This window comes from Rossellomorea sp. ABR4_012, assembly GCF_056159545.1.
Window position 1 is genome coordinate 738,437 of the sequence record NZ_JBSWVK010000001.1, and the last position, 21,274, is coordinate 759,710.

24 protein-coding genes and 1 riboswitch are annotated in these 21,274 nt (G+C 44.6%); of the genes, 19 read left to right on the plus strand and 5 right to left on the minus strand.

The genetic code is table 11. The features are described from left to right. The first annotated feature begins 92 nt into the window (after nt 1-92). The 3 genes from ACXAFV_RS03670 to ACXAFV_RS03680 all read left to right on the plus strand — a co-directional run bounded on the left by ACXAFV_RS03670 (nt 93) and on the right by ACXAFV_RS03680 (nt 2,458). The gene (locus tag ACXAFV_RS03670) at nt 93-1,193 is read left to right on the plus strand and encodes a beta-barrel domain-containing protein (protein ID WP_475124526.1); all 1,101 of its coding nucleotides are present in this window, start codon (nt 93-95) and stop codon (nt 1,191-1,193) included. A 42-nt stretch (nt 1,194-1,235) separates the two neighbouring features. Then, on the plus strand, nt 1,236-2,015 hold the full coding sequence (locus tag ACXAFV_RS03675) for a hypothetical protein (RefSeq protein WP_475124527.1): 780 nt from the start codon (nt 1,236-1,238) through the stop codon (nt 2,013-2,015). A gap of 68 nt (nt 2,016-2,083) precedes the next feature. Continuing rightward, nucleotides 2,084-2,458 (plus strand): hypothetical protein, encoded by a 375-nt coding sequence (locus tag ACXAFV_RS03680; protein ID WP_475124528.1) that lies wholly within the window; start codon nt 2,084-2,086, stop codon nt 2,456-2,458. Nucleotides 2,459-2,516: 58 nt separating this feature from the next. On the opposite strand, the gene ACXAFV_RS03685 is transcribed toward ACXAFV_RS03680, so the two are convergent. Then, complete coding sequence (locus tag ACXAFV_RS03685; RefSeq protein ID WP_475124530.1) at nt 2,517-3,443, minus strand: helix-turn-helix domain-containing protein; 927 nt, start codon at nt 3,441-3,443, stop codon at nt 2,517-2,519. A 183-nt stretch (nt 3,444-3,626) separates the two neighbouring features. On the opposite strand from ACXAFV_RS03685, the gene ACXAFV_RS03690 reads away from it, so the two are divergent. From ACXAFV_RS03690 to ACXAFV_RS03735, 10 genes are all read left to right on the plus strand, one after another. Continuing rightward, a complete protein-coding gene (locus tag ACXAFV_RS03690) occupies nt 3,627-3,770 on the plus strand; it encodes a hypothetical protein (RefSeq protein WP_475124531.1) in 144 nt (47 codons plus the stop codon). 460 nt (nt 3,771-4,230) lie between these two features. Beyond that, nucleotides 4,231-4,416: riboswitch (cobalamin riboswitch) on the plus strand. A gap of 134 nt (nt 4,417-4,550) precedes the next feature. Beyond that, nucleotides 4,551-5,537 (plus strand): ABC transporter substrate-binding protein, encoded by a 987-nt coding sequence (locus tag ACXAFV_RS03695; protein ID WP_475124533.1) that lies wholly within the window; start codon nt 4,551-4,553, stop codon nt 5,535-5,537. A gap of 130 nt (nt 5,538-5,667) precedes the next feature. Next, nucleotides 5,668-5,772 (plus strand): iron chelate uptake ABC transporter family permease subunit, encoded by a 105-nt coding sequence (locus ACXAFV_RS03700; RefSeq protein WP_475126061.1) that lies wholly within the window; start codon nt 5,668-5,670, stop codon nt 5,770-5,772. A gap of 144 nt (nt 5,773-5,916) precedes the next feature. Next, nucleotides 5,917-6,486, plus strand: coding sequence for a bifunctional adenosylcobinamide kinase/adenosylcobinamide-phosphate guanylyltransferase (locus ACXAFV_RS03705; RefSeq protein ID WP_475124534.1), 570 nt, complete (start codon nt 5,917-5,919; stop codon nt 6,484-6,486). Beyond that, the gene (cobS, locus tag ACXAFV_RS03710) at nt 6,483-7,283 is read left to right on the plus strand and encodes an adenosylcobinamide-GDP ribazoletransferase (protein ID WP_475124535.1); all 801 of its coding nucleotides are present in this window, start codon (nt 6,483-6,485) and stop codon (nt 7,281-7,283) included. The genes ACXAFV_RS03705 and cobS overlap by 4 nt, the downstream gene beginning before the upstream one ends. Beyond that, nucleotides 7,241-7,915 (plus strand): histidine phosphatase family protein, encoded by a 675-nt coding sequence (locus ACXAFV_RS03715; protein ID WP_475124537.1) that lies wholly within the window; start codon nt 7,241-7,243, stop codon nt 7,913-7,915. The genes cobS and ACXAFV_RS03715 overlap by 43 nt, the downstream gene beginning before the upstream one ends. Continuing rightward, nucleotides 7,867-8,301: a bifunctional adenosylcobinamide kinase/adenosylcobinamide-phosphate guanylyltransferase gene (locus ACXAFV_RS03720; protein ID WP_475124539.1), complete on the plus strand. Its 435-nt coding sequence runs from the start codon at nt 7,867-7,869 to the stop codon at nt 8,299-8,301. Before ACXAFV_RS03715 ends, ACXAFV_RS03720 begins: the two co-directional genes overlap by 49 nt. Nucleotides 8,302-8,389: 88 nt before the next feature. Further along, nucleotides 8,390-8,989, plus strand: a complete 600-nt coding sequence (locus ACXAFV_RS03725; RefSeq protein WP_475124540.1) for a cob(I)yrinic acid a,c-diamide adenosyltransferase — start codon at nt 8,390-8,392, stop codon at nt 8,987-8,989. After that, nucleotides 8,973-9,458 (plus strand): ECF transporter S component, encoded by a 486-nt coding sequence (locus ACXAFV_RS03730; protein WP_475124541.1) that lies wholly within the window; start codon nt 8,973-8,975, stop codon nt 9,456-9,458. The genes ACXAFV_RS03725 and ACXAFV_RS03730 overlap by 17 nt, the downstream gene beginning before the upstream one ends. Next, complete coding sequence (locus tag ACXAFV_RS03735; protein WP_475124543.1) at nt 9,455-10,171, plus strand: ATP-binding protein; 717 nt, start codon at nt 9,455-9,457, stop codon at nt 10,169-10,171. The genes ACXAFV_RS03730 and ACXAFV_RS03735 overlap by 4 nt, the downstream gene beginning before the upstream one ends. Before the next feature lie 99 nt (nt 10,172-10,270). On the opposite strand, the gene ACXAFV_RS03740 is transcribed toward ACXAFV_RS03735, so the two are convergent. From ACXAFV_RS03740 to ACXAFV_RS03750, 3 genes are all read right to left on the minus strand, one after another. Beyond that, on the minus strand, nt 10,271-10,633 hold the full coding sequence (locus ACXAFV_RS03740; RefSeq protein WP_475124544.1) for a DUF948 domain-containing protein: 363 nt from the start codon (nt 10,631-10,633) through the stop codon (nt 10,271-10,273). 235 nt (nt 10,634-10,868) lie between these two features. Further along, entirely contained in the window at nt 10,869-11,693 is an 825-nt protein-coding gene (locus ACXAFV_RS03745; protein ID WP_475124545.1) for an alpha/beta fold hydrolase, read from the minus strand. A gap of 127 nt (nt 11,694-11,820) precedes the next feature. Beyond that, nucleotides 11,821-13,185 (minus strand): FAD-binding oxidoreductase, encoded by a 1,365-nt coding sequence (locus ACXAFV_RS03750; RefSeq protein WP_475124546.1) that lies wholly within the window; start codon nt 13,183-13,185, stop codon nt 11,821-11,823. 342 nt (nt 13,186-13,527) lie between these two features. On the opposite strand from ACXAFV_RS03750, the gene ACXAFV_RS03755 reads away from it, so the two are divergent. From ACXAFV_RS03755 to ACXAFV_RS03780, 6 genes are all read left to right on the plus strand, one after another. Continuing rightward, nucleotides 13,528-14,184, plus strand: coding sequence for a GntR family transcriptional regulator (locus ACXAFV_RS03755; RefSeq protein ID WP_475126062.1), 657 nt, complete (start codon nt 13,528-13,530; stop codon nt 14,182-14,184). After that, nucleotides 14,181-15,194: a TRAP transporter substrate-binding protein gene (locus ACXAFV_RS03760; protein WP_475124548.1), complete on the plus strand. Its 1,014-nt coding sequence runs from the start codon at nt 14,181-14,183 to the stop codon at nt 15,192-15,194. Before ACXAFV_RS03755 ends, ACXAFV_RS03760 begins: the two co-directional genes overlap by 4 nt. 68 nt (nt 15,195-15,262) lie before the next feature. Further along, a complete protein-coding gene (locus ACXAFV_RS03765) occupies nt 15,263-15,754 on the plus strand; it encodes a TRAP transporter small permease (protein ID WP_475124550.1) in 492 nt (163 codons plus the stop codon). Beyond that, the gene (locus ACXAFV_RS03770) at nt 15,751-17,034 is read left to right on the plus strand and encodes a TRAP transporter large permease (RefSeq protein WP_475124551.1); all 1,284 of its coding nucleotides are present in this window, start codon (nt 15,751-15,753) and stop codon (nt 17,032-17,034) included. Before ACXAFV_RS03765 ends, ACXAFV_RS03770 begins: the two co-directional genes overlap by 4 nt. A 30-nt stretch (nt 17,035-17,064) precedes the next feature. After that, nucleotides 17,065-18,246 carry an aminotransferase class I/II-fold pyridoxal phosphate-dependent enzyme gene (locus ACXAFV_RS03775; RefSeq protein WP_475124553.1) on the plus strand — a complete coding sequence of 394 codons (1,182 nt, stop codon included), beginning with the start codon at nt 17,065-17,067 and terminating at the stop codon, nt 18,244-18,246. Next, on the plus strand, nt 18,243-19,847 hold the full coding sequence (locus ACXAFV_RS03780; RefSeq protein ID WP_475124555.1) for a M20/M25/M40 family metallo-hydrolase: 1,605 nt from the start codon (nt 18,243-18,245) through the stop codon (nt 19,845-19,847). The genes ACXAFV_RS03775 and ACXAFV_RS03780 overlap by 4 nt, the downstream gene beginning before the upstream one ends. 219 nt (nt 19,848-20,066) lie before the next feature. Here the strand turns inward: ACXAFV_RS03780 and ACXAFV_RS03785 are convergent, their stop codons facing one another. Beyond that, on the minus strand, nt 20,067-21,134 hold the full coding sequence (locus ACXAFV_RS03785) for a LysM peptidoglycan-binding domain-containing protein (protein ID WP_475124557.1): 1,068 nt from the start codon (nt 21,132-21,134) through the stop codon (nt 20,067-20,069). Between the last annotated feature and the right edge of the window lie 140 nt (nt 21,135-21,274).

Sequence of the window (21,274 nt, forward strand, 5' to 3'; positions counted from 1 at the left end):
TTATCATCTTTACATTAGGTGTTTTCGTCTTTGCTTCTTATTTCGCTACGGTGCTCACGAAACCTTATTTTGTTAAAGCAGAAGGCACCGTCATGTCAAAAGATGATCAATATATTTCGTCCCAATTAAACGGCCAGATCGTAACGGTCAACAAGCAAGAAGGGGAGTCTGTATCTGAGGGAGAGATCCTCTTTACGATCTCAAGCGGTCAAGAAGGACTTCAGCAATCAGCGATCCAGACCCAAATCGATGAACTGACAGAAAAGAATGGGGTTCTCGACCGGTTTGAGGAGTCGCTGAACAAACAAAAGAATGTAATGGAGGATTCCGGGGTTGAGCAGGAATATTACGGGAAAGTCCAGTACTATTTGCTTCAAGTCCAGACAGATCAGTTTGAAAAGAACAGCCTCAATAATCAAATAAGCAAAAAAGAGACGAAGAAGGCAGAACTCCTTTCTGAATTAGAGGGGTTGAAGAAGGAACTGAGTACCCGGAAAAAAGGGGAAGAAAACGAATTTCAGGTGGAAGAAACAAAAGGGAAGATAGAAGCAAAGGAAAGTGAAATCGAGGGGATCACCGATGAAATCAGTCAGTTCGAGCAGCAGAATAAAAACCCTGCTTCACAATCTAAACAGGTGCTGTCCCAGATGAAAAGCGAGCTTGGGTCTGCCAGGGCATCGATACAATCGAAGCTGGTTGAATTAGAAGCACAGATGTCGGTTTATTCCGGTCAGGATTCTGCCCTGACCATCAAGTCAAATAAGAACGGCGTCGTCCATTACCTGGTCCCTGTAAAGCTTGGTATGACGGTCCAGGCAAATCAGGTGATCGCCCAGGTTTCAAACAGTGAAGACGAACTTCAGGTCGAGGCATTCATCGACTCACGCAATATTTCAATGATCAGTGAAGGAGACCCTGTCAAACTCTCTGTACAGGGGGTCAATATCCAAAAGTATGGAACGATTGAAGGGAAGATTGCTTCCATCGATTCCGGCACTTTGACCCAAGAAACAAATGAGGGAAATCTCGTTTTCTATAAATGCGTGATTTCATTAAATAATAAGGAACTCGTCGCCCGCGATGGAAATGTGGTTGAAGTCATTCACTCAATGCCTGTAGAGGCGAAAGTGATCTATAAGAAAGAAACCTATTATGACTGGATATTAAAAATGCTGAATTTCCGGACTCTTTAGGCATAACGGGCAAGACATAACCAGAAAAGGGATGGATGGAGAATGAAAATCCTGACAAAGCTTCACATCGGCTTCTATATTAGTTTATTAATCTATATTTGTTTGATACCCAGCCAATCAACCGATTCCAATATAGCGAAAGTCATCTTTACGCTGCTTATTTTGGGGCTGTTTATAGGGATCACCGCCATGCTTTCAGTGGTCACATTCAATAAAGAGTTTGCAAAAGAGAAGAGACTGGCCTATGCCATCGTGTTTCTCCTGTTATTGAATGTGGCCATATACCTGCCCCTGGGTCATAAGTTTTATGAAAAGATCAGCAGTCTGTATGTACTGATCGGCATCATGACTGCCCTGTTTATCAGTACCAACATATTGGTGTTTAAAATGAACGATTCTTTGCAGAAGAAAGGCTTTGATTACTCTGGTGAATTAAGGCAGTTCCTGAAGATGGGGGATTCACTGAAAGGGACACCAATTTTGAAGACGGTGAACAAGTTAGACTACTTCTTTTATGCCTACTGTATTGCGGTTTTTATCGCGGATGACCTGTTTTTCTTCTCGGCGGTGGTCATCATCATCATGATTTTATCCATTAAGCCATTGAAAGAACTGACAATGGAATTTCATAATAGTGACCTAATCTCCAGGAAAGAAACGTTGTTTGCGGTCTCGGCTTATTTTGGCTGCTATACCCTGGCCATCCTTTGGTATTCACTGTTTCCGAACCTGTCCGCCCTTCTTGTTGGAAGTGTCAGTCTTCTGACAATAAAAAATTATATTCACCGGGTGGCAAAGGAGAATTACCATCATTCAAGCTGATACCTGCTAACGGTATATCGTACTTCGGTACTTTATATAAATACAAGGAAACAAGAGGAGGAATTATCGTGGAATTAGTATTACCACAAACGTATGTAGAAATCGAACAAGAGGAAATGGAATATCTCGACGGAGGAGCGTACTTATCTGCAAGCCAATGCAGAGGAATCGCTGCAAGTATCGCCCTGTCTCCGGGAGCCCTGATCGCAGGTGCGACTGGCGCTGCGGTTGTATCCAAAATCATCCGCTACGCTAAAGGTGTTGGAGGACCGATGGGGTGGATCATCGGAACTGCTGCAGGTTATGGGACAGGCTTCGTTTCAAAAGTGGCTTACGGAATCGGTAAAGGGGCATTATCCGGAAGAGGACTTTCCATTGCTTGGTCATGGGATCCGTTCAACTTCGGGACAAGAACATATATCGGTAAAGCTTCCTGGGCTTGATTCAACAAAAGGAGAATCTTCTTCGAAGATTCTCCTTTTTCATATGAGCCAGCCAGGCTTAAAGCAGGGAGAAAAGATCGTGCTCATGATTCAGCCCTTCATGTTCTTGATGCAGGTCCTCGAACGAACTGTGGGCTTTTTCACATAAATGATCATCTTTATTCAACTTGAAAATGAATTTAGCGATTAAATAGTTCTCAGCCGCGAGCTGGAACTTCCCGAGTTTCTCCATACACATCGCCTTTTGATAATACAATTCACCGAGCCCGTAAGTGGATTTCTGCTGTTTGCAATAGGAGATCCCCTGGACGGTTGTCCTCTGTGAATCTTCATATTGTTCATTCGTATAGTATGCCCTCGCCAAGTTGTAAAACAATCGTATATATATGGTGTGAGAATACGTATGGATGGTCGAATGGATATGCATCTTCGCCGTTTCAAATGTCGTAATGGCCTGCTTGATCCTGTTTAATTCAATTAATATATTCCCTTTCGTGATCAATATTTCGATTTCCCTCAGGGAGTATGTATGGGAAGACGTCTCTTTTAGGTTTAGTGCTTCTTCTGCAAGCTTTAGTGCCTTCTGCGAATCTTTTTCTACGTGGAGGGCGATGATGGATTTATTCCAGATGATGAATTGCCGGTATCTTTTTTGTTTTAACAATGGGCTGTTTTCCTCTGTTTTGATCAGCCCGTCAAGTGTCTCGTAATCCCGGCTATGGATGTATCCTCTTGCAAGCATGATGACATCTTCTATATAGTCTTTTCTCTGTGTGTCTGTTTGTTCAAAGAAGTAATTTGTATCCACGCCAAGCTTAACGGATAATTGATAGAGAACTTCTGCTGAAACGGCAATTTTCCCTTGCTCGATCTGGCTGATGAAAGCCTGTGAACAAATCCCTTCCCCAAGGTCTTTTTGAGATAAAAAAGACTTCTTGCGCAATAATTGAATCTTCTCTCCAAGGCTCATTCGAAACTCATCCATTGTGCGCTATACCTCCCTGAAACTTCCAATTAATATAAGTATTTTTATAATATCCTAAAATCCTTAACGAATAAAGACTATATTACTAGTTTCTGTACACTTATCATCCATTAAGGTGAAAACAGGAAATTAGACACTCTGCTATAGTAGTGGAAGATTAGGAATATTTAGGAGGAACAAAGGATGAAAACAAAAATTATAAAACTTATCTTATTACTGACAATCAGCATAGGGATGTTCAATGGCATTCCAATTGAAAAAGCCGGGTCTCACCTGCCTGATATTGTTCCCTTTTCGGATGAGAGAGATATTGGGCCTATGCATTAATATATCCATCCTGCAGTAGAGTATTTTCTACATTTGCAGGGTGGATTTTTTTCGGCTGGAAAGGTGGGACAGTGTCCCTGTCCCACTGAAGAGTAAAGGCGCGGAATTATTGGTACAACGTCACCCGGTCCATTTTTGTCCTCTATGAGGTTGCTTGCGTGTAATAAGTAGATTGAGGGGTGAACGTGTGGAAGGAACAGACCGATGGTTGTCATTGTATCTGCTTTTCTGCTGCTATACACTTGGGATTTTAGATCCCCCACACAAGATAAAAAACATTTCTTACCTTGTCTGTTGAAGAATAAATTTTAGAAAAATATGGTTATATATTTGAACTGTAAATAATTAGATAAACAAAGGGGGAATGTTAAAATCTATTAATGCAAAAAGAGAAAGAGAGATGGAAAATGATTCCCCTCACAACCTTTCTTGTGTATAATCTAGCTAGCGGAAAATTTAATACATATTGTCGGAAACAGGTGACTTTAGTCGAACTGAAGTCTTTAAAGGGAAGTTGGTGAAATTCCAACGCGGTCCCGCCACTGTAATTTGGGAGCCTGCTGTTAATACCACTGTACATTTGTATGGGAAGGAACAGCGGGCAATGACCATAAGCCAGGAGACCTGCCTGTTAACGTGCACCAAAAGCCTACGAGGATAGGGAAGGTGTAAATCGCATGAATTTTGAGTTTACATCAAAAATATGCCTTTTACACGTCATCTCTTTCTTCAGGAAGAGATGTTTTTTTATTTTAAGATGAAAAAAGGGGAGAAACTAACGTGAAGAAGATTAACTTACTATTTCTTGCACTGCTGCTTTCTATCGGCGTCATTGCCGGCTGCGGAAATGATGGGAACACAGATAAAGGAAATGCTGGAGGAGATTCAGCAGAGCAGGAACAAGCTGAAAATCAGGAAACGGCAGCTTTTCCTGTAACCATTAAGGATGCTGTAGATAATGAGGTAACGATTGAAGAAGAACCTGAAAAGATTGTATCCCTTATCCCTAGTAACACCGAAATTGCTTTCGAATTAGGGCTGAGTGATAAAGTTGTTGGAGTATCTGATTTTGATAACTATCCTCCTGAAGCGGCTGAAAAAGAGAAGATCGGCGGTATGGAGCTCAATGTTGAAAAGATTCTTTCCCTATCACCTGATCTGGTACTCGCCCATGGTTCGGTAATGGGATCAGCGACGGAGGCTCTCCAGCAGATAAGGGACGCTGGTATCACTGTTCTGGTCGTACATGACGCGAAAAGTTTCGAAGAAGTGTACGTTACGGTTGAAATGATCGGCAAGGCTACAGGCGCCCATAAACAGGCCGAAGAAACCATTAGGAAAATGAAAGATGATCTTCAGGCAGTGAAAGAGAAAGCAGCTGAAGTTTCAAAAGAAGAGAAAAAGAGCGTTTTTGTAGAAGTGTCTCCTGCACCAGAGATTTACACTCCTGGACGTAATACCTTCATGGATGAAATGCTTACGTTGATTAATGCTGATAATGCAGCTGCAGAACAAGAAGGCTGGGTGAAAATGAATGAAGAGGCCATCATCGCTCTGAATCCTGATGTCATTGTCACTACTTATGGGTATTACACAGAAAACCCGAAAGAATTAGTGTTAAGCAGAGAAGGATGGGAGGGCGTGCCTGCCATCAAGAATGAACAAGTATATGACGTTCATTCAGATTTGGTAACGAGAACCGGCCCTAGGTTGGTACAAGGCGTAGAGGAACTAGCAAAAGCGGTGTATCCGGATTTATTCAAATAAGATTGTAATAGTTTAGTATGCAATTTTCATTGCTGATAGGTATTGGAGTTGGCGCGAGTCCCGGTTACTGGTATTCTTTCGCTCCTCGGTGCAACGATTTTCCGTTACCCTGTCCTGCACTGTGGATCAAATGTATATCAATATCGTGAATAGATTCAAGCTGCACCGAGTGCTGTTGGCATTTCTTGTTGGAGCGTCTCTCGCAATTGCGGGAGCCGCTTTTCAAGGTTTATAGAGGGTCCGTTAGCTGATGCTTATATTATGGGAATTTCAACAGGTGTTCAGTCGGCGCGGTGATGACTCTGTTCTTTCATTTATGAAAACCTTTTCTCGGAAGATATAAGCTGAACATGTAAGGTGCAGATGGAGGGATAAGCAAATGACGGCAGAAATTATTTTTATATGTGGAGGAGTGCGGAGCGGAAAGAGCTCTTTCGCAGAAAGCAGGGCAGAATCCTATATATCTGCTGTGCCTGAAGCAGACCTGCATTATATTGCCTGTGGCAGGGCGGTAGATGGTGAAATGAGTCAACGGATAAGAAGGCATCAGGAGGACAGAAGAAAATCGGAGCATAGTTGGATGACTTGGGAATGCCCGGTGAATGTTGGTTCCCTGTCTGATAAATTCTCCTCTAAAGATATCGTATTACTTGATTGTGTCACGACTTTGCTGACCAATGAAATGTTTTCAACTGAATCTATTAATGAACGAAAGTTGGCTGAAAAGATCGTTCAGGATGTTAAGAAACTATCCAGGAACGCTTGCAAGCTGATCCTTGTCAGCAACGATCTTTTTTGCGAACCAGTTTCTACTAATGATTTTGTGAAAAGTTTTACGAGAACACTGGGAATGGTTCACCAAAAGCTTGTTGAAGTGGCATCTGAAGCATATTCAGTTAAAAACGGCATTCCAATTTTGAAAAAAGGAAGGGGACTCCCGGCAGGATGAATGTCAAAAGTTATGTATTGGGATTGCTGGTCAGCCTTCAATTTTTCTCAATGCTGCCGATTCCGATCTCAATCAAAATGGATAGAAACGTTATTAAAAGGACCGTCATGATGTTTCCCATACTTGGTTTGATGATGGGCGGTATCATTGGCAGCCTCCTATTTTGCTTGAATGAGTGGACGACTCTTTCCCCTCTGGCACTTGCCTTTATCGTTTGGGTATTGCCCATTTTCCTTACAGGAGGTATACATCTTGACGGCTGGATGGATACCAGTGACGCTTATTTTTCCTATCAGGATAAAGAGAAACGTCTGGAGATCATGAAAGATCCACGAGCTGGAGCATTTGCTGTTCTATCAGTCATCGTCCTGTTGTCGGCTCGCTTCCTATTTATCTATGAAAGTATGAGGTTGGATTCTTACTTTCTGGCAGCCATGATCGGGGTCATTCCATTTTTCAGCAGAATGATCATGGGAACCCTGATGGTAACAGGAAGAGCGGCCAAGGAAGAAGGGATGGCGCATTATTTTAAACAGCACACAAGCCCCGTGTACCTTCTGACTTATTCAATTCCTTATTTTCTGATTGCTGTCACTTTCTTCTGGTTATTGCCGGAATTGGCAGATTTGTTTTTGCTGTTCACTTTGGCTGCAGTATTGCTAACCTTATCGATCAGACGCCAAACAATCAAGTGGTTTGGAGGCATCACTGGAGATACGCTTGGTGCATCAGTGGAAGGAGCTGAGACAGTATTATGGATGATCGTGTGGTTGTCGGCTTATACCGGCATGGCCTGACAGAAGAAAACCGTGCTAAAAAGTATATTGGCTGGCATGATGCCATTTTACCGGAGGCAAGCCGCAAGGAATTGGTTCAGCTAGCGCAACTTTATCCTTCTTATGAATTGATCATCACCAGTGATCTTGCACGATGCAAACAAACCGCAGAATCACTGTTTCAAGATGTACCTCATCTGGAATCCCATTTATTCAGGGAACTCCATTTTGGAGAATGGGAAACGAAAACATACGAGGAACTAAAATCGGATGGAGCTTACCGGGAATGGCTCAATGACCCAAGCATTCAAATACCGGGCGGAGAAAACTTAGGCGGTTTCCATGAAAGATTGAGAATGGGCTGGCTGCTGGTAAAGGATGTCGTCAATCGTGATAGGCACGACCCGAAATATGTCGGAAAATCAGGAAGTCCACCTTATGAGTGCCATACTAAGAGGATAGCGATCGTCACTCATGGGGGTGTGATAAGACATTTATTGACGGGACTGACCACAGAAGAAAGAAGCTTCTGGGAATGGCAGATCCCATTTGGCGGAGGGTATGAATTGAGTTGGACAGTCGATGAATGGAGGAGTGGAAAAACATGCAGTTCGTTACGGGCGGTGCCTTCAACGGGAAGTCCCAATGGGTGAGGGAGACTAATAAGCAGAATTTGGAATGGCTGAACTTATCTGAAGCAATTACTCTTCCTCAGCCTGATACGTTTCAGGATACTGTTGTACTGGAAGGCCTCGAGTATCTTATTCTTAATGAAGTAAGGAAAGAGAAAGAAATGAACATGATCAGAAGCGAATTTCACTCACTGTTTGAAAATTGGATGAAGTGGGAAGAAGCATCAGCGTCCCGACAAGTGATATGGATCGGGTCTGATATCGGACGGGGAATCGTACCTATTGATTCTACTGAAAGAAAGTGGCGTGATTTTACAGGATGGGTATATCAGGATCTTGTGAAGCTTTCCGATAGCGTTTATGAGATCTGGTTTGGTTTGCCGCAGAGGTTAAAAGGGGCGGAATAGGTTTGAAGGATCTCGATAGTGGTCACATGATTATAAAATATAAGTCTTTAAAAATGATACGGACTTTACCAAAAGGAGAGGGATTTCTATGAAAATATACAGCCGAAAAGGCGATAAAGGCAGGACCAACATTATAGGCGGGCGTGTTGATAAGGATGATGTAAGGGTAGAGGCTTATGGCACGATCGATGAATTGAATTCGTTCGTAGGAAAAGCGGTATCTGAGTTGGACAAAGGCCTCTTCCAGGACGTTCTGGATGACCTGGAGAAAATTCAGCATGAACTCTTTGACTGCGGCGGAGATCTGGCGAATGCGACGGATAAGTTTCCGATGAAGCTTAAAAGCGAATCGATTGATTATCTCGAGGAGAGAATCGATCAGTATATCGGAGAAACCCCGCCGCTTGAAAAATTTATCCTTCCAGGAGGGGCAGGACCGGCTGCAACGATCCATATTGCCCGTACAATCTGCCGGAGGGCTGAACGGCAAATCGTCAGTCTGATCAAAACAAATGCTGAAATTCCTGAAGTGACGTTACAATACATAAACCGCTTATCTGACTATTTTTTCGCACTGGCAAGGGCGATCAATTACAGAATGGGATTGCAGGATGTTGAATATGAAAGAAGTGCAAACGTCTTCTCTGCAGCAGGTAAAAAGGTGAGGCCTGATGAAAAGAACGAATAAACTTACATTACTCGCACTCTTTGTTTCACTTAGTGCTGCAGGAGGGCTGATCAAGATCCCTGCAGTCGTGGGCAGCGTTGCCTTGGATTCACTTGCCGCACTGCTTGCAGCTTCCATTATCGGTGGAGGGTTTGGAGCTGTCACAGCCATGTCCGGACACTTGATCTCCTCACTACTGGCAGGCTTTCCGCTGGGACCGCTGCATGTGTTGATTGCAGCGGAAATGGCAGGAGCCGTCTGGTTGTTTGGTGTGATGTTCAAACAATCTCCAGTAATTGCGGCAGGATTGTTCTTTATCATCAATGCCTTTATCGCACCGCTTCCGTTCATTTTCATTATCAGTAAAGAGTTTTATTTTACGATTCTTCCTTCCCTATGCATCGGGGCTTTCCTGAACCTGACCATTGCTCATTTCGCTTATCCTCCGTTAAACCGTTATTTTCGGGCAAAGGTCAGGAGGCAAGCATGAGAGACGTCAGCATCATTCCTTCATCTGCAAATGAAGAAATTATCGTCGGAACAGATAACAGCGGCGGGATCGGGACAAAGGAAGAAGATGTGGTCAGAGTGGATGATGGTATAACCGCCTATTACTCAACCCGGGTGGCGGTAATGGAAGTGTTGGCAGTTAAAGCAAAGCCTTTTTCAGTCATCATCCACAATTTTTCAGGAGATAAGGTATGGGATGCGTATAAAAAAGGAGCAGAAACAGCTCTTCAAGAGGTTGAATTAGAAGAAGTGCAGATTACAGGCAGCACAGAATCGAACTTTCCTTTAAAACAGTCCGCCTTAGGGATCACCGTTCTTGGCAAACGATCGGTCGTTAAAAATGAAAAGGTACATGAATTCGGGGTTTCGTATGCTGCAATAGGTGCGCCGTTAACAGGGAATCAGGTTCTGGAAAACATGGAAATGGCGGCACCTTTAAGTCTGTACACTAAATGCTGCAGACATTCAGCAATTCTGGATTTAATCCCCGTGGGTTCAAAAGGCATTTTGGAAGAGCTTAGGGTATTAACAGGTAATACTTCATTGACGGAAGATATGGTCGAATGTCCCATCGATATTTTGGTGTCAGGTGGTCCATCGACTTGTTTTCTGGTGAAATTCCGGGAAGAGGATGAAGCTAAAATCAGGGAGGTTGCTGGGTGTTATTATCATTCGTTGTTGGTCAAGGGGTGAGCTAGGGGGACAGGTTCCTTGGTTCATTCTGAACCGATGGACCTTGCGTGAGAACCCCCACCCAAATAAAAGAGGCCGGATCGCCCGGACTCTTTTTGCTTACTTCAATTTAATTTGCACAGGCTTGCTTTCCTGCGCATGGATGGTTTTGGGATTGTTCTTTTGCAAAGCAGTCCTCTTTACCGAGCTTGTAACATGGTGTATGATTTCACCCACATCACTAGCAGACTCAACCAAAGGGTCGACGGCTTTCATTTTTCCTTTTACATCAACAGAAATTTGGTTGGCTGTATGAATCAGTTCTTCTGCTTCTTCTGTAATGCCATTCACGGCTGACCGGGTGTCAGCCAGCGTCTTTTTCGTTTCAGCAAGTGTTGTCATTACTTTTCTTAATGTCAAAATCAAATAGATGACGAGAATGGTAAACGCCACGGCTGCAATAACAGCACTCCACTCAAGCATTGAGACCAGCTCCCTTCTTTTCTATAAGTCTATGAGAGTGGGAACTCAGACATTCCTGTGGAGGAGAGGCGGGACCGAGGGTACATTGGCCCGATAAAAAGGTTTTGGGTCGAGGGGCCTTGTCTCGCCAATCAAATATACTGTCAAAGAAAAGACTGCCTTCAAAACGACATAAGGCAGTCTTTTGTGTTGCATTAATGTAAGTTTTTCCGATTGCAGAAAAGAAAATGCTGTGTTAACTATTTCCCTCTAAAAATGACTCCACAACCTCATTAAACTTTTCACAATGCTCCCAAAACATGAGGTGTCCACCCAATACTTCCACAGACGCTTTAGGAGACAGATTGCTTAAACAAGAGGTAGCCGACTCTGCCCAGTGCTCGGCAACAACATATAGAGTTGGTACGGTATCACTGCTCTTAGCCGCCTCATCACGATAATCGGAGAAAAGCCCGGAAGAAAAAAGATTGGCGGCAATATAGTAAGGGGTCCTTAGTGACTGTTCGACGATCCATGCCAATTCTTCTTCTTTCAGCTCCCGCTGGACCATGACTCCCGTGGCGTAAGCAGATATGAAATCCCGCTGCCCTTTTGGGTTCCGAAGGTAGTTCGTGTAAGCCGCAGCCATGTCATCAAGCGGCCCTTCCACCCAATCCTTGTCTTGCTGAACGGATAAAGATTTTGGCGGCATATCAATCAAAACGACAGACTTGATGTCATCCGAACCGAATTGACGGATATACTCCCAAACCGTCAGGCAGCCGAATGACCAGCCGACAAGCGTGGGGTTCTCGACCTTTAATTGCTTCAATACCTTTTGCAGGTCCGTTCCATGCGTGACATAGTCATTTCCATGAAGCGTCATGGTTGACCGGCCGTGGCTTCTGGGATCAATCACGATTGTACGGTGAGTCTTTGAAAAGTGCTTTACCTGTTCGGAAAAGACTTCAGTCGTAAATGTAAATCCGGGAATGAATACAATAGGTTCACCGCTGCCGGTATCCTGGACATATAATTCGATTCCTGGTTCGACTTCAATGTATGTGCCGTGAGTGTTCATGGCTGTCCCCTCCTGAAATATGTGATTTTTCTAGAGTATATTCGCCATAACGTGGTTTCATATCGGAAATGTTGATGAGAAGTAGAAAACACCAAAGAACACCAAAGGGACAGGTCCCGTGGTATGCTCAGTAAAAAATCTTCCCCGGATTCAACAAACCATCCGGATCCAGCAGTTCCTTAAACGACTTCATCACTTCTAACGCCTCACCGTGCTCCATCTCCTGATACTTCATCTTCCCTAGGCCGACGCCATGTTCTCCAGTACAGGTGCCCCCAGCTTCTATAGCCTTTAAGATTAGTAGTTCATTGATCGTCTCCGATGCCTGCTTCTCGGTAGGGATGTTTGGATCATACACGATGATGGTATGGAAGTTCCCGTCTCCTACATGGCCGAAGACACTACCAAGCAGACCGCTTGCTTCAATCTGGCCGCGTGCAAAGTCGACCATGTCGGCAAGCTTTGACATGGGGACGCACACATCTGATCCCACTACTTCTTTTCCTTTCATATGACGGAAGGCGTATGCCAGTTCATGTCTTGCTTTCCATATCTCGGCCCGCTCGATGGATCCGCTTGCCCGCTCCCAGTTGCCGCAGCCCATGTCCTCCATTAGATCTTCTACAAATGCGGCTTCTTCTTCAGCGGATGTCCGTGTCCCCGCAAATTCAAAGAATAACGAATGCTGTTCTGGAAAGTGATAGTCGCCATACGCATTGACTTGTTTGATGCTGGGGGCATCGACGAGTTCCATCCGAAGCACGGGGATCCCGCTCGTGAGCACAGCTTGAGCTGCTGCGGCACATTGTTTCGGTGTATCGAATGTACAGCGTGCCGCAATGGTGTGTTCAGGGATGCCGTGAAGCTTCAAGGTAATTTCGGTGATGATGCCGAGCGTCCCTTCCGATCCTGTGAACAGCCCGTTTAAATGATATCCGCTGGATGATTTTTTTGCCGCGCTGCCGGTTTTGATCATCCTGCCGTCTGCCAGCACGACTTCAAGGTTTAATATCTGATCACGCATAGACCCGTATCGAACGGCTGTTGTTCCGCTCGCATTCGTCGCAGCCATGCCGCCGATCGTTGCATCTGCTCCCGGGTCAATGGGGAAATAGAGTCCTTGCCGGTTGATTTCCCGATTCAATTCAAGGCGTGTGATTCCTGGCTGGACTGTCACGGATAAATCTTCGGGGTTAAAGGAGATGACCTGTTTCATCCGGTCAAAATTCATGGAAATCCCCCTTGAAACCGGAATGGCCTGACCGTCAAGCCCCGATCCTGCTCCATATGGGGTGATCGTGAGCTTCCTTTCCCTTGCAAAATCCACGATGTCTTTGACCATTTGCGTCGTTTCCGGAAATACCACGGTTTCTGGCTGTACAGGATGGTGAAAGGATTCATCCTTGCTGTGCCGGAACAGTTCTCCTTCACTTGTACTTACCCGCTCGCTCCCTATCAGATCTTTCAGGTTCTCTATCCATGCAGTATTCATCCAGGTTCTCCCTCCGTTTTTAAAAAATTCTAAATTTTATATTTACAAATAGATTAGCATAAATTATCATAAATGTATACGGTATACCACCTTACATCTTTTCAGAAAAAACCCACCAAGAATATCTTTTCATCTAAGCAGACATCAAGAATAGCCCAATTCACAATGAAAGAATCTCACCAAGATATTTTCCCTATCAAATGAAAGACGCAATGAGTACCAAACTCTATCGACCAACTAAGAATAAACATACATAGTCAATTCATCTATTAATCTTTGGATTTACAAAAAACTTTTGTCCAGAGGGATTGCTGGGGAAGGGGAGGAAACAACTTGCAAAGGGTGATCAAAAAAGAAACGCTGGCTGAACAGGCTTTTAACCTGATCAAGAAAGACATCATATCAGGAAAGCTGGCACCGGCAGAGGAGCTTCCTGAAAAAAAGCTTGCTCAGGAACTCGGTATCAGCCGGACACCTGTCCGGGAGGCGCTGACAAGGCTTGCTGTGGAAGGTCTGGTAGTGTTATCCGACCAGAAGATAGCCACCGTCGCCTCATTTACAGAAGAAGATGCGATGCACTTTATGGAGATCCGGACACTTTTGGAGGTGTACAATCTAGAAGCGACTTTCCCATTAAAGGGTGAAGTGTTTGATGGGATAAGAGAAAACTTGGATGCTCAATTGAAAGCGATTACAGATGGGTGTTATGAAGAATTTATAGATCTGGACCGGGAATACCATTTATTATTGGCCAGTGAAAACCCTAATCCGAAGCTCAAAACGTTGATTCATACGGTCAATACAGGGGTGAACAGGGCGTTCCTGGTTCTGTCGAATACGCTGCAGTTAAGTGCCATGGAAGCATATGAAGAACACAGACGCATAGTGGAGTCACTGGAAAATGGAGTGATTGAAGAGGCGAAGATAGAGATGGCCCACCATATGAAGAATATCGCACGGAGAATAAAAGGCTATTACTTGGAGGAGGAAGAGAAATGAAAAAATATTTGATTTTATTATTGATGGCAGTTGTGATGATGGCAGCATGCGGACGTCCAAGCACTTCATCGGGGAGTGAAGGCGGAGACGAAACATACACGATCCGAATTGCTCACCTTGTACCTGAAGAGCAGTCCTCACACGTTGCCGCCGAGACGTTTAAAGAAAAGCTTGAAAAAGAATCGGATGGCCGTATCAAGGTTGAGCTATATCCAAATGGCCAGCTGTATGGTTCTGATCGTGAAGCAATCGAGGCGGTTCAATTGGGCAATATCGAAATGACGATTCCTGCTGTGGCGCCGCTTGCTTCTTTTAATGAAAAGTTCATGGTGTTCGACCTTCCATTCCTTTTCAACAACAATGAAGCGGCATATAAAGCGCTGGATGGTGAACTTGGTCAGGAGCTCATGAAGGATCTCGAAGAAAATAACATTAAGGGCCTTGTTTTTGGTGAAAATGGTTTCCGCCATATGTCGAATAACAAAGGACCGATTGAAAGTCCTGAAGACATAGAAGGCCAAAAGTTCAGAACGCTTGAAAACCCGCTTCATACTGATACATTCAAAGCATTTGGCGCGAATGCTTCACCATTTGCCTTCGGTGAACTGTACACGGCTTTGCAGCAAGGTACATATGACGCAATGGAGTGTCCGGTTTCGCTTTACTATACGAACAAGTTCTATGAAGTACAGGATTATTTATCAATGACTGGCCATGTGTACGCTGCAACGGCTCTGTTGATGAACAATGATTTCTATAATGAGCTGCCGGAAGATTTACAGAAGCTTGTGACTGAAGCATCCGAGGAGTACAGGGAAGAACAGCGCGGACTTGCTCAGAAACAGGACGTGGAGTTCCTGAAGAAGCTGAAGGAAAGCGGTATGGAGGTAAATGAATTAACGGATGAGCAGCGTGACAAATTCCGTGATGCAGCATCTTCTGTATATGACAAATACGTAGATCGCATTGGTCAGGATTTAGTGGACAAAGCATTGGAAGCGAACAACTAAGCATCGGCATGAAACAAGGGATCAAGGCTCACCTTGATTCCTTGCTTTTTTAGAAAGGAGCTTCTCAGATGAAAAAGAAATTCGATGTAATGGAAGAGACGATTCTTGTTTTGACGCTGGCCCTGATGGTGGCTCTCATTTTTGGTCAGGTAGTCGGGCGCTATGTGTTCTCTTCAGCACCGAGCTGGACAGAGGAGATGGCACGTTATATACATATTTTCCAGGTATGGATAGGGGCGAGCTACGCAGTGAAAAAGAGACAGCATATCCGTATCGAGAGTTTTATTGAGCTGTTTAAAGGGACAGCAAGAAAGGTGATTGAAACGGCTGCTCTGATTATATGGTTCCTGCTTGCCCTTTTTCTTGCCGTGTTTGGGACTCAACTTGTTCTCGCGAGCCTCCAAAACGGACAGGTCACACCTGCCATGCAGCTTCCGATGTGGATTCCTTTCCTAGCGATACCGATTGGAGGAGCGGGAATGGCGCTCCGGCTGCTGCAGCAATTGGTGACTATCTGGCGTAGTACTGATGATTCTCCTTCAGGGGAGGTGAGAGTATGACGATCGCCCTGTTATTTGGAACCCTCGCTGTTTGTTTACTGATCGGGGTCCCGATTGCCATCTCTCTAGGGGTATCGGCGCTTGTGGCGATTTACTTCGGATCCACATTGCCGCTCGATATCATCACCCAAAAAGCCTTTACGTCACTCGATTCCTTCCCGTTACTCGCGATTCCATTCTTTATGCTCGCTGGGATTCTGATGGGGAAGGGCGGCGTTTCACAAAGACTCTTGAATCTGGCAACGGCGATGGTTGGCTGGATGACTGGCGGGCTTTCGATGGTCACCATCGTGGCTTGTATGTTTTTTGCTGCGATTTCGGGATCTGGTCCTGCAACCGTAGCAGCCATAGGCGGCTTTATGATTCCGGCAATGGTTGCACGCAAATATGAAGGCGGCTTTGCATCGGCAGTGGCAGCTTCTGCAGGCTCAATCGGGGTCATCATCCCTCCGAGTATCCCATTTGTCTTATATGGGGTTATCGGGAGCGTATCGGTCGGCAGTATGTTCCTCGCAGGTATTATCCCTGGGATCCTTATCGGGGGAGGGCTGATGTTTACGGCCTATGTTATTTCACGAAAAAGGGGCTATAAGCCTGAAGAAGCAATGCCTTTTCGATTTAAGGATGTGTTGAAAGCAGCCAATGAAGCAAAATGGGCGTTACTGATTCCGGTCATCATTCTTGGCGGGATTTATGGAGGCGTATTTTCCCCGACTGAAGCTGCTGTAGTGGCTGTGGTCTATTCATTAGTGGTAGGCTTGTTCGTTTATAAAGAGCTGACATGGAAATCCGTATTTGAATGCTTCCGTGAGGCGGTTGTCATCAACGCTACTACGATGATTATCATAGGTCTCTCTGTTTCCTTTGCCTACTTTATGACTTTGGAACAGATTCCAACCAATATCTCTGACTTTTTGACCGAATTATCGACGAATCCGATCATTATTTTACTTGCGATTAACATCCTGTTATTGATTGTCGGGATGTTTATCGATACCATTTCTGCCCTGGTCGTGTTAACACCGATCCTGCTGCCGATTGTGACTGCCGTAGGGGTGGATCCGATTCATTTCGGGGTTATTCTGGTAGCCAACCTGGCAATCGGGTTTATTACGCCTCCTCTTGGCGTCAATCTATTTGTCGCATCAAGTGTGGGCGGTGTCAGGTTCGAAAAAATTGCATGGGCGATTGTTCCGTTCCTTGTTTCGATGTTTATCTGTCTTCTTGTTATTACATTCTTCCCGCCTCTGACCCTCTGGTTACCGGGATTAATGAAATAGTTTAGGTATGTGAAAGGTGTGTGAAAGGTTATGTCGTTATCAATAAATGCAGCAGCACAAGGGTTGGTCATTCCGGGGATACGACAATTCTCGAATCAGCTCGTTCTCTATCCGAATGCCATCAATTTGACCATAGGCCAGCCTGACTTTCCCACACCGGAAGCGGTGAAGGAAGCGGGGATCAGAGCGATAGCTTCAAATCAGACGATCTACTCGCATAATGCCGGCTTACTTGAGCTGCGAGAGGCCATCCGTCATTTTTTTGCCGAGTCATATGGACTTGATTATGATGCTGAAACGGAAATCGTTGTCACGACCGGTGCCAGTGAGGCGCTGGACTCTGTTTTCAGGACGATTTTGGAAGAGGGGGATGAGGTGATTCTGCCGGCGCCTCTTTATTCGGGCTACGAACCAATCATCAGGATGTGCGGGGCGAAGCCGGTTTATTTGGACACATCCCTCACTGGATTCAAGCCTTCTCCTGAAAAATTGGAAGCCTTGATCACTGAAAAAACCAAAGCGATTCTCTTTAATTATCCTTCGAATCCTACCGGGGTGGCTTTGAATAAAGAGGAGATGGACGAGCTGGCATCTCTGATTGCTAAGTATGATCTTTTCATCGTCTCGGATGAAATCTATAGTGAGAACACACTGGAAGGGGAGCATCATACCTTTGCCTCGTATGCTCAATTGAAGGAGCGGTTGTTTCTCATTCATGGTCTGTCCAAATCCCACTCCATGACGGGATGGAGAATCGGTTTTGTCCTTGGACCTGCCCCCATCATGGAGCATGTGGTGAAGGTCCATTTATACAATGGTGTCTGTGCATCGGTACCTGGCCAGTACGCGGCAATCGAGGCATTGACGAACAACAGGCATGTGCCGGCCCAGATGAATATCGCTTACAGGGAGAGGCGGAATTATGTTTACAGGCGTTTGAAGTTAATGGGCTTTGATGTCGTCATGCCTAAAGGAGCCTTTTATATTTTTCCTTCTATTAAACAGTTCAGCATGCCTTCGATGGAATTTGCGACACGGCTTTTAAGGGAAGCGGGGGTGGCTGTTGTACCCGGCAGCTCGTTTACTGAGTTTGGTGAAGGGTACATCCGGATTTCTTTTGCGTACAGCATGGAATTAATAAAGGAAGCGATGAACCGGCTGGAGGGCTGGCTGAATCAGGAGTTTTTTATGAATAAGGAGGTCATATCATGAGGCTTTGGGGGACACCTGATACGCTGAGGGCGCTGCTTTGTGAACTGGTCAGCTGGCATAGCCGGACGCTGACTGAGGGAGAGATCGAATTTCCGAAAAAAGTATGTGGGAAGATGGAGGGTGTTCCTTATTTCCGTGCTAATCCAACTCATCTTCACCTCGGGGATGCCGATTATGGAAGACAGTTTTTTTCGGCTCTATACAAGCATGAGAAAGCTGACAAGACCATCGTCCTGATCAGTCATTTTGATACGGTGAGTACGGAGGAATATGGGGAGATTGAAGCCCTTGCCTTTAACCCGGAGCAGTTGACCAAAGAGCTGGACAACTTCATAGATGAGCTGCACCCGGATGCACAGAATGATTTGAAATCAGGGAACTACTTATGGGGAAGAGGGACGATGGACATGAAGGCCGGATTGGCCATTCACATGGCAATCATTGAAAAAGCTGCGGCTGAAAGCTGGCCGGTCAACCTTGTCCTCTTGACTGTGCCTGATGAAGAAGTGAATTCCTCCGGGATGAGAGCGGCTGTCGTCCACTTGAATGAACTGAAGGAATCACATGGCCTCGACTATACATTGTTCTTAAATGGAGAACCGGTGTTTTCTCAAAATCCGACGGATACGTCTTATAATGTATATTCTGGAACCATCGGAAAGATTATGCCCTCTGCTCTGTTCTATGGAAGGGAAACGCATGTTGGAGAACCTCTGAGCGGTATGACATCACCTTTCATCGCTTCATTTCTTACCCGGAAGATGGAATGGAATCCCTTGTTTAAGGAGACCGATTTTGGTGAAGCTACCCCTTTGCCGGTGACTTTGCAGCAAGATGATTTGAGGTTGAATTATTCTGCGCAAACGCCGTTTGGAACCGTTGCTTTATACAATGTCTTCACAATGAAGAAGACGGCTGCGGATGTCATGAATGAATTTGAACAAGTCGCCTTGTCTGCAGCGGCTGAGTGCAACCAGTGGTACAGGGAACTGTGTGAACGGGAGGGGATTCCTTCTGTTGGTGAAGTTGGGGTGCTTCGGTATTCTGAACTGGAGTCCTATGCGGAGAAAAAGCTTGGCAGGGACTATATCGAAGCCCTCAAGCATGATATCGGCGGCCATGAAGGAGACGACAGGGAAAAGTCTTTCAAAATTGCCGATACGCTCATGATCAATTGCCAGGAGCTCGCACCCGCGATGGTCATCATGTTCACACCGCCTTATTATCCACCCGTGAATACATCCGAACATCCATTGGTGGAAGCGTGCGTCGATGCCGTGGTCAAGTCTGCGAAAGAACACTTTGATCTCCCGGTCGAACAGGTCCATTACTTCAACGGCATCTCGGACTTAAGCTATGTCAATTACAAAGACGAAAACAAAGGCTGGGCCGTTTATGAAAAAAATACCCCGGTGTGGAATACGACCTATTCCATCCCATTCGAAGAAATGCATAAGCTCGAAGGTCCGGTCTTAAATGTAGGACCTTTCGGTAAAGATGCGCACAAACGAACCGAACGGCTTCATATTGAAAGTGCATTTGTGAAAACGCCTGTTTTTGTGGAAGAGGTGATTAAGACTGTTATGGGGAGTGGGACGTAGGGGCAGGCTCCACCGTGAACAGATTTTCTAACAAAGATTAACATAGCAACGATGAGGTAATATAAAAGTGTACTGAATAGTTTATGAATAAGGGTATATAAATAATAAAGAAAGACACCTGCGGCTTTTGGCAGGTGTTTTTAGATAAGAGGAAATATAGTTCAGACGATTTCCTTTGGAATTGAATTCATGAAAGTAAAAAATATACGTTCATTCTGACTATTTTATCTTCAAGAGACTTCCCACATAAATTCGATCACTGATCAGATTATTTGATTTCTTCAACTTGCTGACTGATGTATTGTATCTTTTCGCGATAGAATAGAGGGTATCACCTACTTTTACCTTGTAGGTCGTGGTATTTGATTCAGCTGATCCTATGCTAGTAGAAGGAACTGTTTCAGAGCCTGACACCTTCAAGGTTTGTCCCGTGTAAATTCTGTCATTTTTCAGGTTGTTAAGCTTCTTCAGAGTGTTAACGGTTGTTTTATGCTTTTTTGCAATGAAATAAAGGGTGTCGCCTTTCTTTACTTTATAGGTCACTGTTTTTAAAGGAGCTTTGCTCTCATCTTTGGACGGTGTCGATGGAGTACCTGAAACCTTCAGCACTTGTCCTGTATAAATGCGGTCGCTCTTTAAGTTGTTCAATTTCTTCAGGCTGCTGACCGTTGTCTGGTATTTTTTTGCAATGGAATAAAGGGTGTCTCCACTTCTCACTTTGTATGTGTTTGTTTGTTCAGGTTTGGCTGGAGGGGTTTCTCCCAACAGGTAATACAAATCTTTGCTAAAGGTAACACGGTGTTTGGATTGGTAGCTCTTTGCAGTCTGCTTGAACAGGATCTCTTGCTGGGCTACACTGTCTTCCATATTACTAAGGGCTTTCTTGTAATCTTCTTCTGATAGGTCACCGTTATAATAGTCGATTGTGTCGATTTCAGAATTATATACTTCTATTAAACTATTATAAATATATTCATCCAGCTTCACGATAACGCTGTTAGACGCATTGACAGGAGCTTCTTTTTCTAAAGCTTCATCATAATAATCCATATATTCAGCGTAAACATCCATCATTTCACCTTCGGACTTTGCAGCATCGATCTTTTTCGTATAGCTTTCCAGCGTACGCAGGATGGCTGCGTAGTGAGAGGAAAACTTCTCCAACTCCAGCTGATAATTGATTGCTTGAGCGGCTTCCACCGAATAACCAGGATGAATCAGTGCGCTACTTGAAAATAATAGAGAGGTTGCCAAAACAGAAGCCGTTAATGTTTTCTTCGTGACCATGTTCATTCTCCTTCAAAAATATAAGTATAGGAAGTGATTCCTGATTTAATTATAATGACTTCCCATTAATTTGGGAATTACCTTAGACAGCGGTGGGGGAGAATATTTTTCGACAAAACTGGGGCCTCTTTTAGAGGGAA

Excerpts from the sequence above, each read along its gene's own strand:
- ACXAFV_RS03785 (WP_475124557.1), bottom strand. The coding sequence starts at position 21,134 with ATGGTCACGAAGAAAACATTAACGGCTTCTGTTTTGGCAACCTCTCTA.
- cobS (WP_475124535.1), top strand. The coding sequence starts at position 6,483 with ATGAATGTCAAAAGTTATGTATTGGGATTGCTGGTCAGCCTTCAATTT.
- ACXAFV_RS03675 (WP_475124527.1), top strand. The coding sequence starts at position 1,236 with ATGAAAATCCTGACAAAGCTTCACATCGGCTTCTATATTAGTTTATTA.
- ACXAFV_RS03685 (WP_475124530.1), bottom strand. The coding sequence starts at position 3,443 with ATGGATGAGTTTCGAATGAGCCTTGGAGAGAAGATTCAATTATTGCGC.
- ACXAFV_RS03720 (WP_475124539.1), top strand. The coding sequence starts at position 7,867 with ATGCAGTTCGTTACGGGCGGTGCCTTCAACGGGAAGTCCCAATGGGTG.
- ACXAFV_RS03705 (WP_475124534.1), top strand. The coding sequence starts at position 5,917 with ATGACGGCAGAAATTATTTTTATATGTGGAGGAGTGCGGAGCGGAAAG.
- ACXAFV_RS03745 (WP_475124545.1), bottom strand. The coding sequence starts at position 11,693 with ATGAACACTCACGGCACATACATTGAAGTCGAACCAGGAATCGAATTA.
- ACXAFV_RS03725 (WP_475124540.1), top strand. The coding sequence starts at position 8,390 with ATGAAAATATACAGCCGAAAAGGCGATAAAGGCAGGACCAACATTATA.
- ACXAFV_RS03715 (WP_475124537.1), top strand. The coding sequence starts at position 7,241 with ATGGATGATCGTGTGGTTGTCGGCTTATACCGGCATGGCCTGACAGAA.
- ACXAFV_RS03730 (WP_475124541.1), top strand. The coding sequence starts at position 8,973 with ATGAAAAGAACGAATAAACTTACATTACTCGCACTCTTTGTTTCACTT.
- ACXAFV_RS03770 (WP_475124551.1), top strand. The coding sequence starts at position 15,751 with ATGACGATCGCCCTGTTATTTGGAACCCTCGCTGTTTGTTTACTGATC.
- ACXAFV_RS03765 (WP_475124550.1), top strand. The coding sequence starts at position 15,263 with ATGAAAAAGAAATTCGATGTAATGGAAGAGACGATTCTTGTTTTGACG.
- ACXAFV_RS03750 (WP_475124546.1), bottom strand. The coding sequence starts at position 13,185 with ATGAATACTGCATGGATAGAGAACCTGAAAGATCTGATAGGGAGCGAG.
- ACXAFV_RS03775 (WP_475124553.1), top strand. The coding sequence starts at position 17,065 with ATGTCGTTATCAATAAATGCAGCAGCACAAGGGTTGGTCATTCCGGGG.
- ACXAFV_RS03700 (WP_475126061.1), top strand. The coding sequence starts at position 5,668 with ATGTATATCAATATCGTGAATAGATTCAAGCTGCACCGAGTGCTGTTG.
- ACXAFV_RS03690 (WP_475124531.1), top strand. The coding sequence starts at position 3,627 with ATGAAAACAAAAATTATAAAACTTATCTTATTACTGACAATCAGCATA.
- ACXAFV_RS03670 (WP_475124526.1), top strand. The coding sequence starts at position 93 with ATGTCAAAAGATGATCAATATATTTCGTCCCAATTAAACGGCCAGATC.
- ACXAFV_RS03780 (WP_475124555.1), top strand. The coding sequence starts at position 18,243 with ATGAGGCTTTGGGGGACACCTGATACGCTGAGGGCGCTGCTTTGTGAA.
- ACXAFV_RS03735 (WP_475124543.1), top strand. The coding sequence starts at position 9,455 with ATGAGAGACGTCAGCATCATTCCTTCATCTGCAAATGAAGAAATTATC.
- ACXAFV_RS03740 (WP_475124544.1), bottom strand. The coding sequence starts at position 10,633 with ATGCTTGAGTGGAGTGCTGTTATTGCAGCCGTGGCGTTTACCATTCTC.
- ACXAFV_RS03760 (WP_475124548.1), top strand. The coding sequence starts at position 14,181 with ATGAAAAAATATTTGATTTTATTATTGATGGCAGTTGTGATGATGGCA.